Origin of the sequence: Phocaeicola dorei, assembly GCF_013009555.1 — a bacterium.
Classification (GTDB): Bacteria; Bacteroidota; Bacteroidia; order Bacteroidales; family Bacteroidaceae; genus Phocaeicola; species Phocaeicola dorei.
Map to the genome: position 1 here is coordinate 1525647 of NZ_CP046176.1, position 17036 is coordinate 1542682.

The following is a 17036-nucleotide window of genomic DNA, read 5'->3' on the forward strand; positions in this document are numbered from 1 at the left end:
TCCGGATATGAAACTGGAGAAATGGAAAAACAAATGGAAGAAGTGGAGCAATCTGCGCAAATGGCAAATATGGAAACTGAAGCTGATTGATGCCCGTCTGTATTTCGTGAGCATATTCGTGGGGCTGCTTACGGGACTGGTTGCTGTGCCTTATCACTATCTTCTTTGGTATTTCTTTGATGTGCGGAAAACTTTTTTTACGGCACATTATCCGTGGTATTGGCATGTATTGTTGTTTTTTATCTTATGGGGGATTCTGATCTTTGTCGCTTCTTTGGTAAAACGTATGCCATTGATAGCCGGAGGTGGGATTCCTCAGACACGTGCGGCCAATAACGGTCGTATCCGTTATGAGCATCCTTTTAAAGAACTGGTAGCTAAATTCTGCGGAGGGGTGTTGGCTCTCAGTGCGGGGCTGTCTTTGGGACGCGAGGGGCCGTCTGTTCAGATAGGGTCTTATATAGGAACACTTATCTCTCGTTGGGGACATATTCTGAAAGGGGAACGGAAACAATTGCTGGCTGCCGGAGCTGGTGCGGGCTTGTCTGCCGCTTTTGCTGCTCCGTTGTCTTCTTCTTTGTTGGTGATAGAATCCATCGAGCGTTTTGATGCACCTAAAACCGCTATTACTACCTTGTTGGCCGGCGTGGTAGCCGGAGGAGTGGCTAGTTGGATGTTCCCCACGACTCCTTATCATCTGATTAGTGCGGTCGTTCCTGGTTTATCTTTTATCCGTCAGGCGGAGCTTTATATTATCTTTGCCGCCCTTATGGCTGTCATTGCAAAGTTTTATTCGCTCATCGTTCCTTTCTTTCAAGAAAGGATACCTGCCATGAAACTCTCCATTCCTGTCAAGATGTTGTATTTATTAACCATAGCTTATGCCATATCGTTAACAGAGACGAATCTGACAGGTGGCGGAGAGCAGTTTTTGATGATGCAGGGAATGAATGGAACTCATGATATCCGGTGGCTTACTATCATGATGCTTATTCATTTTGTTTTTACGCTGTTTTCTCTTTCTTCAGGTTTGCCGGGAGGAAGTTTCATTCCTACCTTGGTTACGGGAGGATTATTGGGACAAATCTTCGGGTTGGTATTGGTACAGCGCGGATGGATAGGGTATGAGAATGTGAGTTATATGATGCTGATCGGGATGGTGGCTTTTTTGGTGGCTGTGGTGCGTACTCCTTTGACTGCTATTGTCCTGATAACGGAGATTACCGGTCATTTCGAGGTGTTCTATCCTTCCATTGTGGTAGGTGGATTGACTTATTATTTCACCGAATTGTTACAGATAAAACCTTACAATGTATTGCTGTATGACAGGATGTTCCGTAGCCATAATCCGGAGTCTTCCGAAGAGGCTGGTGCTCGCTATCATCTTTTTGTCGAGATAATGGATGGGTCTTATTTTGACGGAAAGGAAGTGGATACATTGGCTTTACCTAATCATTGTATCATTCGTAGTATACATCGGAATCGTAAAAACTTACTTCCTCAGGGGCAAACCCTGGTTCCCGGTGATCAAGTGGAGATAGAAATGGATGCGCAGGATATAGAAAAATTATACGAACCGTTGGTCAGTATGGCAAATATCTATTAAAAGATGAGTCTAAAAAAGCCCCCGTTAAAGGACGAGGGCAACCTAAATGTTTTCACAACGGAATAATCCTTATTGTGACTTGCTTCAAATTAGTATTGCAAAACTATGAAATAAATATGTAAAGGACAAGTGATTATTAGAATAATTTGATAACTTTGAAAAGTTTTGATAAAATAGTTGTCTTATGAAAAATATAGTGGGTCTTGATTTGGGTACCAATAGCATAGGTTGGGCAGTAGTAAATGGAAGTGTCAATGACGATGGAAGTGAACAATTGGTTAAGATACAAGCTTCAGGAAGTCGCATCATACCTATGGATGCAGCTATGATAGGAGATTTTAATAAAGGTAATTCCATATCTCAAACTGCTGAAAGAACCAGATTGCGTGGAGTTCGTCGTTTAAGCGAACGATATCTGCTTCGCAGAGAACGGTTGCATAGAATTCTTGATATTTTAGGATTTTTGCCTTTTCATTTTGCTCAAGATTTAGATAGGCATGGTAAGATAGTTAAGGGCAAGGAACCTAAATTGGCTTGGCGTAAGAATGAAGCTGGTCAGTTTGAATTTATATTCCAAGATTCATTTAAGGAAATGCTGGAGGATTTTAAGCTAAATTATCCGAATCTGATAACAGATGATAAAAAAGTACCTTATGATTGGACTATCTACTATCTCCGTAAAAAGGGATTGACTTCTAAAATTTCAAAAGAAGAATTGGCGTGGATATTATTGAATTTTAATCAAAAGCGTGGATATTATCAATTACGTGGTGAGGAAGAGGAGGAAAATAAGGATAAATTGGTTGAATTCTATGCTCTTAAAGTAGTTGCAGTAGAGGATTCCGGAGAAAAAAAGGGAAAGGATATTTGGTATAATGTGCATTTGGAAAATGGATGGGTGTATCGAAGAACAAGTAATATGTCTCTTGATTGGGTTGGAAAAACTAAAGAATTCATTGTAACTACGGATTTAGAGAAGGACGGAACGCCTAAAAAAGATAAGGAAGGGAATGTAAAACGCTCTTTTCGTGCTCCTAAGGAAGATGATTGGTCATTGGTCAAGAAGAAAACAGAAGCGGATATTGATCAAACTCATAAGACAGTAGGTGCCTATATTTATGATACGCTTTTAGGAAATCCTAGTCAGAAAATTCGTGGAAGACTGGTGAGAACCATTGAACGCAAATATTATAAGGAGGAGCTGAAACTGATTTTGGAGAAGCAGAAGGAGTTTCACCTGGAATTGCAAGACAGAGCATTGTATGCTGCTTGTATTGAAGAACTATATCCAATAAATGAAGCACATCGGAATAATGTTGGTAATCGGGATTTTACTTATTTGTTTTTAGAGGATATACTCTTTTATCAGCGTCCTCTTAAAAGCAAAAAATCATTAATAGACAATTGTCCTTATGAGGAGAATCAGGGTCTTGATAAGGAAACGGGAGAGATAAAATCTTTTCCTGTAAAATGTATTGCTAAATCACATCCGTTGTTTCAAGAATTCCGCTTGTGGCAATTTATAATAAATCTGCGTATTTATAGGAAAGACCTGGCACAAGATGTGGATGTTACAAATGAGTTATTGAAGACAGAAGAAGATTATGTTGCTTTATTTGACTGGTTGAATGGTAAAAAAGAAATTGATCAAAAGGCTTTTTTGAAATATCCGGTTTTTGGACTGAAAAAAGAGATAGAGAATTATCGTTGGAATTATGTGCAAGACAAACCTTATCCATGTAATGAAACCCGTTCATTGATGTTGGCGAGGCTGGAGAAATGTGATATTTCTATTGAATTCCTGACAAAAGAGAATGAGGAAGCTTTATGGCATATATTATATTCGGTTGAAGACAAGAATGAAATAGTAAAAGCTTTGCAGAAATTTGCGGATAAACACGACCTGAATGCTTCTTTTGTTGATGTGTTTCAGAAATTCCCACCTTTTAAGAAAGAATATGGTTCCTATTCGGCAAAAGCAATTAAAAAATTATTGCCTTTAATGCGTATGGGAAAATATTGGAGTGAGAATTCAATAGATAAAGGAACGCGTGAACGGATTGATAAGATAATAACAGGAGAATATGATGAGAAAATAGAAAATAGAGTGAGGGAGAAAGCAATTCATCTTGCTGATGTTTCTGATTTCAAAGGTTTGCCTCTTTGGTTAGTGTGTTACATTGTTTATGGTCGTCACTCTGAAGCAAAAGAAATAATCCAGTGGAAATCTCCTGCTGATATTGATTCGTATTTAAGATCTTTTAAGCAACATTCATTGCGTAATCCAATTGTTGAGCAGATTATTATTGAAACACTACGTGTTGTTCGTGATATTTGGAAACAAGTGGGAAATATTGATGAGATACATGTGGAGTTGGGGCGTGAGATGAAGAATCCGGCTGACAAGCGGAAGAAAATGACACAGCAAATGTCTGAAAATGAGAATACCAACTTGCGTATCAAATATTTGCTCACGGAATTTTTGAATCCTGAATATGAGGTTGAAAATGTTCGTCCTTATTCGCCAAGTCAGCAGGATATTTTGCGTATTTATGAAGAGGGTGTTTTAAATAGTGTTTCCGATTTACCGGAGGAAATATCGGATATATTGAAAAAGTTTACAGAAACAGACTTGAAGAAGCGTCCTTCAAGGTCAGAAGTTTTGCGTTACAAGCTTTGGCTGGAACAGAAGTATCGTTCTCCTTATACCGGTGAAGTGATTCCATTAGGTAAGTTGTTTACGCCTGCATACGAAATAGAGCATGTTATTCCCCAATCATATTATTTTGATGATTCTTTTAGTAACAAGGTGATTTGTGAAGCGGAAGTCAATAAGCTTAAAAGCAATTTATTGGGACATGAGTTTATAGTGAAGCATCATGGGGAGATAGTGGAACTTCCTTTTGGAAAAAAAGTAAGGATCTTCACTGTGGATGAATATGAGCAATTTGTGAAAGATAACTATTCGCGTACTCGTAGTAAAATGAAAAAACTTTTGATGGATGATATTCCGGAGGAGTTTGTTACTCGTCAGCTGAATGATAGTAGGTACATCAGCAAAGTTGTAAAGTCCCTTCTTTCCAACATCGTTAGAGAAAAAGGAGAGGAAGAAGCAATTTCAAAGAATGTAATTCCTTGTACCGGAGGAGTTACGGATCGTTTGAAGAAAGATTGGGGAATAAATGAGGTTTGGAATAAAATTATACTTCCTCGTTTTCAACGACTCAATGAGTTGACCGGCACAAATAAATTTACAACTAAAAATGTTGGGATTCAAGAAATTCCGACAATGCCTTTGGAATTGCAAAAAGGTTTTAATAAGAAAAGAATAGATCATCGTCATCATGCAATGGATGCCATAATAATAGCGTGTGCAAATAGGAATATTATTAATTATTTAAATAATAAGTCGGCAACAGCTAAGGCTGAATTATCCCGATATGATTTGCAGAAAATGCTGTGTGATAAAGCTAAGACTGATAATAACGGTAACTATAAATGGGTGATCAGAAAACCGTGGGCATCGTTTACACAGGATACATATTTGGCTTTGGAAAATATAATAGTCAGTTTTAAGCAAAATTTGCGTGTTATAAATAAAGCTACCAATCGCTTCTTGCATTATAATGAAGAAGGCAAAAAGATCTTTGTGAAACAGGGAAAAGGGGACAATTGGGCTATACGTAAATCCATGCATAAAGATACGGTATTTGGAGAAGTTAATTTGCGTAGGATAAAGACTGTAGCTTTAAATGAAGCGATGAAAAATCCTCAAAGCATCGTTGTGAAAGACTTCAAGAGAAAATTATTGGAACTTTGGAATTTAGGATTTGACGCGAAGAGAATAAAGAAGTACTTTGAAGATAATAGAGAAACTTGGAGTGATATAAATCTGTCTAAAATAGAGGTTTACTATTTTAGTAAAGATACTAAAGATCGATTCTTTGCTACTAGAAAACCGCTGGATACTAGTTTTGATAGAAAGAAAATAGAAAATAATATTACTGATACGGGTATCCAAAAAATATTGTTACGTCATTTGGAACTGAAAGATAATAATCCGGATATTGCTTTTTCGCCGGATGGCATTGATGAAATGAATCGTAATATTATTCAGCTGAATAATGGAAAGTATCATCAGCCTATCATTAAAATTCGTTGGTATGAACAGGCTGATAAGTTTGCAGTAGGTCAAACAGGTAATAAATCTTCTAAATTTGTAGAGGCTGCGAAAGGAACAAATTTATTTTTTGCTGTATACGAGTCGAATATTCTAGATAAAAAGACGAATACTATAATAAAGAAAAGAAATTATGCTACCATTCCATTGAATGTTGCAATTGAACGGCAAAAACAAGGTTTACCTGTTGCACCGGAAGATGAGAATGGTAATGACCCTATTTTTGTATTGTCACCTAATGATTTGGTTTATCTTCCTACTGATGATGAATTAGCTAATGGTATTATTGCCCAGCCTTTGGATAGGGGAAGGATTTATAAGATGGTAAGTTCCTCAGGTGAACAATGCTTTTTCATAAAACATATTGTTGCGAATGTACTAGTTGACAAATTTGAATTTTCTCCTTTAAATAAGATGGAGCGGGCTTTAACTGGTGAAATGATAAAAATGATATGTATACCTATAAAAGTTGATCGTTTAGGAAATGTCTTAGAATCAAGTAGTTCATATAAAAAATAATATATTCTTATTTTATGGAAGAAAACAAAGGACAAATTCTTTTATATCAAACGGTAGATGGTGAGTCAAGAATTGAAGTAACACTATGCAATAATACAGTTTGGCTGACATTAGATCAAATGGCAGAATTATTTCAACGGAACAAATCAACGATTTCACGCCATATAAAGAATGTTTTTGAGAGTGGGGAATTACAGGAAAGTTCAGTTGTTGCATTTTTTGCAACAACTGCTTCTGATGGTAAAATATATCAAGTGGCTTATTATAATTTGGATATGATTATAAGCATAGGCTATCGGGTTAAATCTTACCGTGGTGTGCAGTTTCGAATATGGGCAACACAAATACTAAAAGAGTATTTAATAAAGGGATTTGTAATGAATGATGAGCTGTTGAAGCGTGCAGGTGGTGGAAATTATTTTGATGAGTTATTATCACGCATACGTGATATTCGTTCCTCAGAAAAGATATTCTATCGTAAAATTCTTGAAATTTATGCTTTGAGCATAGATTATGACCCAAGTACTGAGTCTACTCGATTGTTTTTTGCCACGGTTCAAAATAAAATGCATTTTTCAGTACATGGACATACGGCTGCTGAGGTTATTTACGGTCGTGCAGATGCAGGGAAAGATTTTATGGGATTAACTAATTGGACAGGAGCAGTGCCAAAGCGGAATGATATAGAATATGCTAAAAATTATTTGACAGATGATGAGTTGGATACATTAAATCGTATTGTAAGTTTGTATCTTGACTTTGCAGAATTGCAGGCTAAAAGTCATACTCCTATGTATATGAAAGACTGGATTCAAAAATTGGATGATTTTCTTAGATTGTCAGGAAAAGAATTGTTACAACATGCTGGTACTATTTCGGCTGAATTAGCAAAGAAAAAAGCAAATCTTGAATATGATGAATTTAAGAAACGCATTAGTAATCAGTTATCTCCTGTAGAAATAGATTTCATTGAAAATTTCGAAAAAGAGCAGAAGAAATTGCGAGGTAAGTAATATATTAACCTTTAAAATATGATACTATGATAAAGAAAACACTTTATTTTGGTAATCCGGCTTATTTGTCATTACGAAATAACCAATTAGTCATAAAACTTCCGGAAGTTGAGAAAAGTGATTCATTGCCGGATATCTTTAAAGAACAATCGGAAATAACGAAGCCGATTGAAGATATAGGTGTCGTAGTACTAGATCATAAGCAAATTACTATCACTTTCGGTGTATTAGAATCTCTATTAGAGAATAATTGTGCCGTTATCACTTGTGATAGTAAAAGTATGCCAGTGGGTTTAATGCTCCCTTTGTATGGAAATACAACTCAGAATGAGCGTTTCCGTCAACAGTTGGATGCATCATTGCCATTGAAAAAGCAACTTTGGCAGCAAACAATTAAGGCAAAAATAGATAACCAAGCATCTGTATTGAGAGTTTGTGTAGGTGAAGAAATGAAATGTATGCGAATTTGGGCGAATGAAGTGAAGAGTGGTGATCCAGAGAATTTGGAAGCACGTGCGGCTGCTTTTTTTTGGAAAAATTTATTTGCAGATATTATTGGCTTTACTCGTGACAGAGAAGGGATTTCTCCTAATAATTTATTGAATTATGGTTATGCTATACTTCGTGCTATCGTTGCTCGTGCTTTAGTGGCAAGTGGGTTGCTTCCTACTTTAGGGATCCATCATCATAATCGTTATAATGCATATTGTTTAGCTGACGATGTGATGGAGCCATATCGACCTTATGTTGATGAATTAGTATTTAGTTTAGTGAAATTGTATGGTGCAAATTTGGAATTAACAAAAGAAATAAAATCACGTTTGCTTGTTATTCCCACATTGGATGTACGTATTAATGGTAAACGTAGTCCGTTGATGGTGGCTGTCGCTCAGACTACAGCTTCTCTATATAAATGTTTTTGTGGAGAAATTCGTCGTATTAGTTATCCTGAACGATAATGGACCGTTTTAGTGAATATCGGATTATGTGGGTACTAGTATTATTTGATTTGCCAACGGAAACTAAGAAGGACAAGAAAGCTTATACTGATTTTAGAAAAAATCTACAAAAGGATGGCTTTACAATGTTTCAGTTTTCAATTTACGTCCGTCATTGTGCTAGTAGCGAGAATGCAACTGTTCATATAAATAGAGTTAAATCTTTTTTGCCTGAATATGGACAAGTGGGAATAATGTGTATCACTGATAAACAATTTGCTGCTATTGAACTTTTTTATGGAAAGAAACTACAAGGTGTAACTACTCCAGGACAGCAATTGGAATTATTTTAAAAATAAGAAATCCCGTCTGAAACGGGATTTCTTATTAGATAACAACTTTGTTTTTAATTCCTGAATATGTGTGTAACTAATTGGTAATTAGTTTGTAACATATATTCTGTTGTTTCCAATGGTTCAAAGATACTAATTTGAAAGCAAATCACAACTTAAGGCTGCTGATCATTGTCAACATCGCGTTGTTTCCAATGGTTCAAAGATACTAATTTGAAAGCAAATCACAACCAGTGACCAGCGCACGTCGCACCCCTGAACGTTGTTTCCAATGGTTCAAAGATACTAATTTGAAAGCAAATCACAACTCATCAAAACTGGAATAGAATATGAAAAGAGTTGTTTCCAATGGTTCAAAGATACTAATTTGAAAGCAAATCACAACTTGAATCATCACCTAACCAATGAAGACGAAGTTGTTTCCAATGGTTCAAAGATACTAATTTGAAAGCAAATCACAACGCACGTAGGTGCGCAAAGGCAGGTTCTATCGTTGTTTCCAATGGTTCAAAGATACTAATTTGAAAGCAAATCACAACAAACAAACAATAACAAATTGAACATATGGAGTTGTTTCCAATGGTTCAAAGATACTAATTTGAAAGCAAATCACAACTGCTCGTTAAGCGCATCACGGGTTGTTATTGTTGTTTCCAATGGTTCAAAGATACTAATTTGAAAGCAAATCACAACAGACGGCGAACGCCAATGACCAGCCTAATAGTTGTTTCCAATGGTTCAAAGATACTAATTTGAAAGCAAATCACAACACTTTTACAGTAACTCTCAATGGGAGAAACGTTGTTTCCAATGGTTCAAAGATACTAATTTGAAAGCAAATCACAACAAGCCCAATCAAGCAAAGGAACAGCGTGAGTTGTTTCCAATGGTTCAAAGATACTAATTTGAAAGCAAATCACAACCATAACGACACACAATTAATAAGGTAAACGTTGTTTCCAATGGTTCAAAGATACTAATTTGAAAGCAAATCACAACACAAGTATACCAATGAAAAGATATCTTTTTGTTGTTTCCAATGGTTCAAAGATACTAATTTGAAAGCAAATCACAACGCATACGCTGCTTCGACGTTGGTGAAGGCAGTTGTTTCCAATGGTTCAAAGATACTAATTTGAAAGCAAATCACAACCATCAGTGCCGTTTGCTTACTGCTTTTGGGTTGTTTCCAATGGTTCAAAGATACTAATTTGAAAGCAAATCACAACTGAATACCCATTTGATTGTGATAAAAAATGTTGTTTCCAATGGTTCAAAGATACTAATTTGAAAGCAAATCATAACATATTAGCTGAGAATCCCTAGTCGAGTAAGAAATCAAAAATTTCATCTGGGTTCTCATCTAGGTTTTCTGGGTCATCATAATAAGAATCTAGGTTATCAAGATAGAAATCATATTCTGATGATTGATTACCAAATCTCTGATCATACTGTTGTTGTGATAGTTTAGTAACTTTATCAGGATTCCTATCGGCATAAGCAGATGCCTCTTCTATTGACATTTGTTTGGTAGAAGTAAATACCAAGTAATATAATTGTGGCTTGGTATAATGAGTATCTAAAGTTACTTGTTGATAACCAGATTTCCTTGCAGTAACTATTACGTTTTCTGGTGTGATAGTAGTTTTCAAGATATAGGTATAGATTCTTTGATTTCTAAGTGAATCCCTTAGTAATTTAATTGAATCTACTTTAGCAAAGAATATAGAATCTCTTCTAAGTTCTTCTTTATATCGTTTTACCCTTTTGATAGAATCCTCTCTGCTCTCCTTTATATAAGGAGGAGTTACCCTCCTAGGTTCATTGTTTAATAGAACAAGACCCAGAAGAGAAACTCCAAATATAGAAAATGGAAGTAAAAGATGATTCGTTTTTGAGTTCATACCCACTAGTTTTGTATTGATCTTTAATATGAGAATTTAAGTACCTACCTCTTAGATTCACTTTTTAATAATCTTTTGAGTTGCTCTTTAGAACTTTATCATATCGGTATACTTTGTTATTTTTAAAAGATACCCATAGATGATGTTTCTTTACGTTGTAACCAATACCTTCTATATTAGAAGATTCTACTGATGTTATTTCTATTCCAGTATTCATTTTAACTAATTCAAGATATTCTTCTCTGTCCATTCTATTAAAATTTTAGAAGTCTTAACTCCGGATGTAATGCGTTGGTATATTTTTGAATAATTGCCCATGCTCTCAGATGTTATCCATTCTTCTTTCATTTTTCATAGGATATGAGAGCAAACATATAACTGATACTTTGTAAGAGTTTTATTATGTTATCTAATACCCCTCTTATTTCTCCCTCTTCAATCTGAAGAAGTTTTTTAAAAAGATAGTGATCTGTATCCTCTCAATTATGTTGTTTTCATTGATTCAAATATACCAATTTAGATATGAATTATCTTTAATTATTAATTCTTATTATATCAAAGAGTTTAAAGTGGGTTGGAGGTAAAACTTTGCAGCATATAATGTGTATATAGAAAAATTATACGAACCGTTGGTCAGTATGGCAAATATCTATTAAATTTGCCGTATGAAAAAGAAATTCCAGCTTGAAGTTCCGGGAGGAGCCGACAAGGTGTTGCTTCATACTTGTTGTGCTCCTTGTTCATCAGCCATCATAGAGTGCTTGATGCAGCATGGTGTCACTCCGGTTATCTATTATTGTAATCCCAATATTTATCCGTTGGAGGAATACATTATCCGCAAGGACGAATGTACGCGGTACGCCCAATCCTTGGGATTGGAAATTATAGATGCCGATTATGATCATGATGCCTGGCGTTGTCGAATGGCAGGAATGGAGCAAGAGCCTGAAAGAGGAGGCCGTTGCTTGCGTTGTTTCAAGATGCGACTGCAGGAAACCGCACGTTATGCTCACGAACATGGATTCCCGGTTATCACTACTACGCTTGCTTCCAGCCGTTGGAAAAGTTTAGAGCAGATAGAGGAAGCGGGCCGATATGCTACGGCCCCTTATCCGGATGTCACTTATTGGGAACAGAACTGGCGTAAAGGTGGATTGAGCGAGCGTCGCATTGCTATCATTAAGGAATATAATTTTTATAATCAGCAATATTGTGGCTGTGAGTTCAGTATGCGGAAAGAAGAAAAGGAAGAATGACAGGAATGAGGATGCTTAAACTGTGGGTGGTTGTAATGTTATTGGGACTCTTGCCCGTTGTTTCAGAGGCGCAAGAAGAAATAAATAATGCCATTAATGTACAGTTGGAGTATCTGAAAAAGTATCCTAAAGATAAAGAAGCGCTTCGGAAAGTTAGTTTTCTCTATCTGAATAAAGCAGATTATGATCAGGCTATCTTTTATGGTCGACAATTGTTTGAGATGGGTTATAATGAACGGGATTACAATGGCGCTGTAATTTATTCTCATATTTGTCTGGGGCAGGCCCATATGATGAAGGGAAATGTAAAGGAGGCTTATAGTCATTTAGGGCAGGCCAGGCTGATAGGTGAAAGTAATAAAAATGATTCCGCCTTATGTTCCGTATATAATGGTCTGGGACTTTATGCATCGAATGTCCAAAAAGACTATTATCGTTCACTTACTTATTTCTTCAAAGGAGTTGAAGCTGCAAGACGTTGTCATTATGACAGACTCTATTCCATTTTACTTTCTAATATTGCCGGTATTTATTATTTAAAAAATGATAGCACAGGATTGAAATATGCCCTTGAATGTTATGAACTGGGACATGAACGGAAAGATCCTTATCTGATTTATAGTGGTTCAACCAATACCGCTTATATGTATTATTTGAAGAGTGACTATAATACAGCATTGAAATATATTCAGGAGGCGGAGTTCACCATGGTGCAGAATGACTTTTATGACCAATCAAACGTTTACAATCTTTATGGATATATTCTGCATAAATTGAATAAAGATGATGAAGCGCTGGGCTTTTTCCGGAAGGCTTTGGATTTGAAAGAACAGGGAAATATTTCTTCAGTGATGAATTCCTATTTGGGCTATGCCGAAATTTTAATGGAGCATCATCAGTATGACCGGGCTGTCTGGATGCTGAAAGCCGGAATAGAACTGTCTTACCAACAGGCTAATGCCATTTATCGAAGTGACCTGTTGCAGGCTTTATCCCGATGTTATGAAGAAGATGGTATGCTGGTAGAGGCGTTGAAGTATCATAAGCTCTATCAGCTGGAAACAGATAGCTTATATAATGCGGAAAAGGAACGTGCCGTGGGGGAGATACGTGCAAAATACGATATGGAACGGCAGGAAAACGAGATAAAACAAAACCGTCTGGAATTATTGGAAAAGGAAAATAAGATGCAATTGCTTATAGCCGGATTTATTTGTATCTTCATAGCTGCCTCTTTACTATATTACTTATATTACAGAAAAAATAAGCTGTACCTTACCATTGTGAAGCAAAATCAGGACGCTATCCGGCGTGAACAGCAATTGCAGAATAAAATAGACGAGCAGTTTGCAGAGATAGGCCGCCAGTCCGCTCTTTTACAAGAATATCTTACGGACTCGACGAAAACTTCTTTGCCGCAACCTGAGAAATATGCTTCATCCTCGTTGACAGATGAAAAGAAGCAGGATTTATTTCTGCGTTTGGAAACGCTGTTGCGGGAGGAGAAGGTATTTACAGACAATTTGCTGACCAAAGAGAAAGTAGCGGAAATGTTGGGAACTAATCGTACTTATCTCTCTCAAATTATTAATGAGCAGACCAAGCAGACTTTTACTCAATTTGTAAATGGTTTCCGCACAAAAGAGGCAGTCCGTTTACTTTCCGATCCTGATAACCAAACTCCGCTAAAGGCGATTTCAGCTGAATTGGGCTTTAATTCCATGACTACTTTTTATAGCCAGTTTCAGGCGGCTACTGGTATGACTCCCGCTCAGTATAGAAACAAAGTGCAGGAATTGCATAAAAATAGATAATCTATTAATTTGCTATCATAAATTTATCCAAATGCGGCAATTGCTGTATTTGGATAACCTATTTTTGCTATAATTTAAAACTTTATGCATTAATTTGCTATCGGCGCGATATAAGCTGCAAAACTGTTTTAACAATAAAACGGGACTTAAAAAGTGATTATAAACAGTATTAATATTAAATCTATGAAGAGTATGAAACATTCAGATTACCACGGAAAGCTACTTCGACTGGCGATGGTTTTCGTTGCATTGTTTTTGTGTGGAACAATGGCATATGCACAAACAGACCGGATGATCAGCGGTATAGTTGTAGATGAGAATGGAGATCCCCTGCCTGCCGCTCACATCCGTCAGGTGAGCCAGACGAAAGGGGAGGAACTAGCTGCTGTCATAACCGATATGAACGGGCACTTCCGGCTGACCCTGCTCCGCACAGCGAAAGAGATAGAAATCTCTTACTTGGGCTATGAATCAAAGAAAGTAAGATTGACAAGTGCGAACAGTTACAGAATTGTTTTGGAGCCGGCCTCCGAACTGCTGGACGAGGTGGTGGTAACCGGATATCAGACTATCTCCAGGGAACGGGCTACCGGTTCATTTGCGAAAGTAGATTCGAAAAAGTTGGAAACTCAACGGTTAAGTAGTGTCAGCTCATTGATGGAGGGAAGAATAGCAGGTTATAGTGACGGTAAGATACGTGGTGTGACTTCGATGAACGGACTTACTACTCCTCTGTATGTGATTGATGGGTTTCCGGTAGAGAAAACTATTTCTGACGGACTGGGCAACTGGGTCGAAAATGTGCCTGATTTGAATATAGAGGATATAGAGAATATTACGGTATTAAAAGATGCCGCGGCTACGTCTATCTATGGTGCTCGTGCTGCTAATGGTGTAGTAGTCATCACTACTAAAAAAGCCGGAAAGAATCAGCTGAATGTATCATTTTCAGCGACATTGACAGTACGCCCTTATAATTTTTATACCGGTCACTTGGCCGGTACGGCTGACATGATAGAGATGGAAAAGGAGTGGGCGGCCATGAATCCTAATCTTCAAGGAGAGGGAGCATCCCAATATGCACAGAATTTGTTGGACAATGCATCCATGTATTCCTGTTTGGGGGTACAGGCTATTTTAAAACATCATACAGGTGCGATCAGCGAAGCACAAATGGAGCAGACGCTACATGAACTGGCTTCACAGGGATTCCGTTATTATGATGATGTGAAGAAATATGGTAAACGAAATCCGTTTTCGCAACAATATAACTTGAATATCGGGCGTGGAACGGAAAAAAATACATTTAATGCTTCGCTGTCTTACAGGAATAACCGGGAAGAAGATAAATATACTGACAGCGAGAGTTTCGGATTGAATTTGCAGAACACTACCCGGCTTACTTCATGGCTGAGTCTGGATTTGGGAACGTATCTGAATTATGGAGATGGTACAACGCAGAGTTATAATCTGACCTCACCCGGATATAATTATGTTCCTTATAGTTCGTTGTTGAATGGCGATGGAAGCTACTATACTAACACGGCTGCGGACCGGTACAGTAAGTCACAACAGGAAATTATTTCTTCTTACGGATTGTATAGTATGGATATTACCCCTTTGGACGAATTGGGAAGAAACTTGTCGAAGAGTAAGAATTTTAGTAATCGTACTTTTGCGAGACTTAATTTTAAATTCACAGACTGGTTGAGATACACTGCTTCGTTCCAATATGAAGTAGGGGAATATAAGACAAGCCAATTGCAAGATAAGGAAAGCTATGCTGTGCGTAATAAAGTAAATACATTTGCTACTGATGCAAGTGGGAGTGGCCAGGCTACTTATAATCTTCCTTATGGCAATATTTATACAACGGGAACTAATAGTATTCGTGCTTATAATTTCCGTCAGCAATTGGATTTTAACAAGACATTTGCAGAAAAACATGATGTGACCGCTTTGTTTGGTATGGAAGTACGTGAAAATAAGACGGAATACAATAATCGGAAATATTATAATTATGATCCGGCTTTACTAACTTATGATCTTATTGATGAACGGGTGCTGAGTAATACTTATACCGGAGTTTTGGGAAACTATGTATCATTCAATAAAAATGATATCTCCAACATCTATGAACTGGTAAATCGTTTTGTTTCTTTTTATGGGAATGCAGCTTACACGTATGATGGTAAATATATGGTGACAGGAAGCATTCGTTGGGATCGTACCAATTTGTTTGCTACTGGTTCCAAGTATCAGAAGAAACCTATCTGGTCGGTAGGTGCTGGTTGGAATCTGGACAAAGAATCTTTTTTTAAAGTTTCATTTATAAATATGATGAAACTGCGTTTCAGTTATGGTATCGGTGGTAACATCGCCAAGAATTCTGCTCCTTATATGACGGCTTATTATAATAATAATACCCATGTGGGCGGCATACAAGGGACTATCAGCAACCGTCCTAATCCTGATTTGCGGTGGGAAAAGACAACTACAGCTAATATTGGTGTAGATTTCTCTATGTTTAGAAATCGATTGAACGGTTCTATTGAATATTATAATAAGTCGGGCGTGGATTTGTTAGCCAATACCAATGGAGTACCTACCGAAGGTTTTGGTTTTTCTACTTATACCATGAATAATGGTAAAATGAGAAACCGTGGATTCGAGTTGACTCTTTCCGGTGATGTCATTATGGGAAAAGATTGGAATTGGAACGTAGGTGGTGTGCTGGGATACAATAAGAATAAAGTGACTTATGTCAATGTAAAAGCACCTGCTATTTTTCTTCAGTTCGATTATCCTGCCGCCTATCCCCGTGTTGGAGTGCCTTATAATGCCATTTATGGATATCTGTGGGCAGGGCTGGATAGTAAAGGGCAGCCTCAGGTGTATGACTCGGAAGGAAATATCCATGTAAGCAGTTCACCGCAAAAAGTGGAGGATGCTGTGTATTTAGGAACTTCTGTTCCGGTTTATAGTGGGGCTGTTAATACCAATCTCCGTTATAAGAATTGGGAACTGGCTGCTCAACTGCTTTTTGAAGGGGGGCACAAAATGCGGAATACCAATATAGCCTATCCGGGATTAGGAGTGACAAGTAAGGATGTGAGTAAACGTTGGCGTCAGCCTGGTGATGAGGCATATACCGATGTACCACGCTATGTTCCGTCAGAAAGCAAGGATTATAATTCTTACTCATCCGACCTTTATAGCAAGGCTTCCATTCATGTACTTGATGCCGATAACTGGCGCTTGAAGAATCTCTCTGTTACTTATCATGTTCCTGCAAGTGTATGTCAGAAGTTTTATGTAAAAAATGCACGTATCATGCTAGGTATGGAAAATGTGTTCACTTTGGCTAAAAGCCGTGATGTGAAATGGATGCTCGGGGGATATAGTAAACCAAATTATTTGTGTAATGTCAATTTGAACTTTTAAATGAGAGCA

At 37.2% G+C, this 17036-nt stretch carries 10 protein-coding genes and 1 CRISPR repeat array; of the genes, 8 read left to right on the plus strand and 2 right to left on the minus strand.

Annotated elements, in window-relative coordinates:
- The first annotated feature begins 7 nt into the window (after positions 1–7).
- The 5 genes from GKD17_RS06185 to cas2 all read left to right on the plus strand — a co-directional run bounded on the left by GKD17_RS06185 (position 8) and on the right by cas2 (position 8609).
- Positions 8–1606, plus strand: coding sequence for a ClC family H(+)/Cl(-) exchange transporter (locus GKD17_RS06185; RefSeq protein ID WP_007837558.1), 1599 nt, complete (start codon positions 8–10; stop codon positions 1604–1606).
- Between the two features lie 184 nt (positions 1607–1790).
- Positions 1791–6305: a type II CRISPR RNA-guided endonuclease Cas9 gene (gene cas9, locus GKD17_RS06190; protein ID WP_007837560.1), complete on the plus strand. Its 4515-nt coding sequence runs from the start codon at positions 1791–1793 to the stop codon at positions 6303–6305.
- A 14-nt stretch (positions 6306–6319) separates the two neighbouring features.
- The gene (locus GKD17_RS06195) at positions 6320–7318 is read left to right on the plus strand and encodes a virulence RhuM family protein (protein ID WP_007837562.1); all 999 of its coding nucleotides are present in this window, start codon (positions 6320–6322) and stop codon (positions 7316–7318) included.
- A 26-nt stretch (positions 7319–7344) separates the two neighbouring features.
- On the plus strand, positions 7345–8277 hold the full coding sequence (cas1, locus tag GKD17_RS06200) for a type II CRISPR-associated endonuclease Cas1 (RefSeq protein ID WP_007837565.1): 933 nt from the start codon (positions 7345–7347) through the stop codon (positions 8275–8277).
- Entirely contained in the window at positions 8277–8609 is a 333-nt protein-coding gene (gene cas2 / locus GKD17_RS06205) for a CRISPR-associated endonuclease Cas2 (RefSeq protein WP_005848349.1), read from the plus strand. Before cas1 ends, cas2 begins: the two co-directional genes overlap by 1 nt.
- 108 nt (positions 8610–8717) lie before the next feature.
- Positions 8718–9914: direct repeats of the CRISPR family, unit length 47 nt; unit sequence GTTGTTTCCAATGGTTCAAAGATACTAATTTGAAAGCAAATCACAAC.
- 17 nt (positions 9915–9931) lie between these two features.
- Here the strand turns inward: cas2 and GKD17_RS06210 are convergent.
- Both GKD17_RS06210 and GKD17_RS06215 read right to left on the minus strand, forming a co-directional pair.
- Entirely contained in the window at positions 9932–10513 is a 582-nt protein-coding gene (locus tag GKD17_RS06210) for a hypothetical protein (protein ID WP_005848347.1), read from the minus strand.
- A gap of 64 nt (positions 10514–10577) precedes the next feature.
- A complete protein-coding gene (locus tag GKD17_RS06215) occupies positions 10578–10763 on the minus strand; it encodes a KTSC domain-containing protein (protein WP_005848345.1) in 186 nt (61 codons plus the stop codon).
- Between the two features lie 415 nt (positions 10764–11178).
- Between GKD17_RS06215 and GKD17_RS06220 the strand changes: the two genes are divergently transcribed.
- From GKD17_RS06220 to GKD17_RS06230, 3 genes are all read left to right on the plus strand, one after another.
- Positions 11179–11769 carry an epoxyqueuosine reductase QueH gene (locus GKD17_RS06220; RefSeq protein ID WP_007837572.1) on the plus strand — a complete coding sequence of 197 codons (591 nt, stop codon included), beginning with the start codon at positions 11179–11181 and terminating at the stop codon, positions 11767–11769.
- Positions 11766–13583 carry a helix-turn-helix domain-containing protein gene (locus GKD17_RS06225; protein ID WP_007837573.1) on the plus strand — a complete coding sequence of 606 codons (1818 nt, stop codon included), beginning with the start codon at positions 11766–11768 and terminating at the stop codon, positions 13581–13583. The genes GKD17_RS06220 and GKD17_RS06225 overlap by 4 nt, the downstream gene beginning before the upstream one ends.
- 192 nt (positions 13584–13775) lie before the next feature.
- Complete coding sequence (locus GKD17_RS06230; RefSeq protein WP_032936679.1) at positions 13776–17027, plus strand: SusC/RagA family TonB-linked outer membrane protein; 3252 nt, start codon at positions 13776–13778, stop codon at positions 17025–17027.
- Positions 17028–17036 lie beyond the last annotated feature (9 nt).

Excerpts from the sequence above, each read along its gene's own strand:
- GKD17_RS06185 (WP_007837558.1), top strand. The coding sequence starts at position 8 with ATGAAACTGGAGAAATGGAAAAACAAATGGAAGAAGTGGAGCAATCTG.
- cas9 (WP_007837560.1), top strand. The coding sequence starts at position 1,791 with ATGAAAAATATAGTGGGTCTTGATTTGGGTACCAATAGCATAGGTTGG.
- GKD17_RS06195 (WP_007837562.1), top strand. The coding sequence starts at position 6,320 with ATGGAAGAAAACAAAGGACAAATTCTTTTATATCAAACGGTAGATGGT.
- cas1 (WP_007837565.1), top strand. The coding sequence starts at position 7,345 with ATGATAAAGAAAACACTTTATTTTGGTAATCCGGCTTATTTGTCATTA.
- cas2 (WP_005848349.1), top strand. The coding sequence starts at position 8,277 with ATGGACCGTTTTAGTGAATATCGGATTATGTGGGTACTAGTATTATTT.
- GKD17_RS06210 (WP_005848347.1), bottom strand. The coding sequence starts at position 10,513 with ATGAACTCAAAAACGAATCATCTTTTACTTCCATTTTCTATATTTGGA.
- GKD17_RS06215 (WP_005848345.1), bottom strand. The coding sequence starts at position 10,763 with ATGGACAGAGAAGAATATCTTGAATTAGTTAAAATGAATACTGGAATA.
- GKD17_RS06220 (WP_007837572.1), top strand. The coding sequence starts at position 11,179 with ATGAAAAAGAAATTCCAGCTTGAAGTTCCGGGAGGAGCCGACAAGGTG.
- GKD17_RS06225 (WP_007837573.1), top strand. The coding sequence starts at position 11,766 with ATGACAGGAATGAGGATGCTTAAACTGTGGGTGGTTGTAATGTTATTG.
- GKD17_RS06230 (WP_032936679.1), top strand. The coding sequence starts at position 13,776 with ATGAAACATTCAGATTACCACGGAAAGCTACTTCGACTGGCGATGGTT.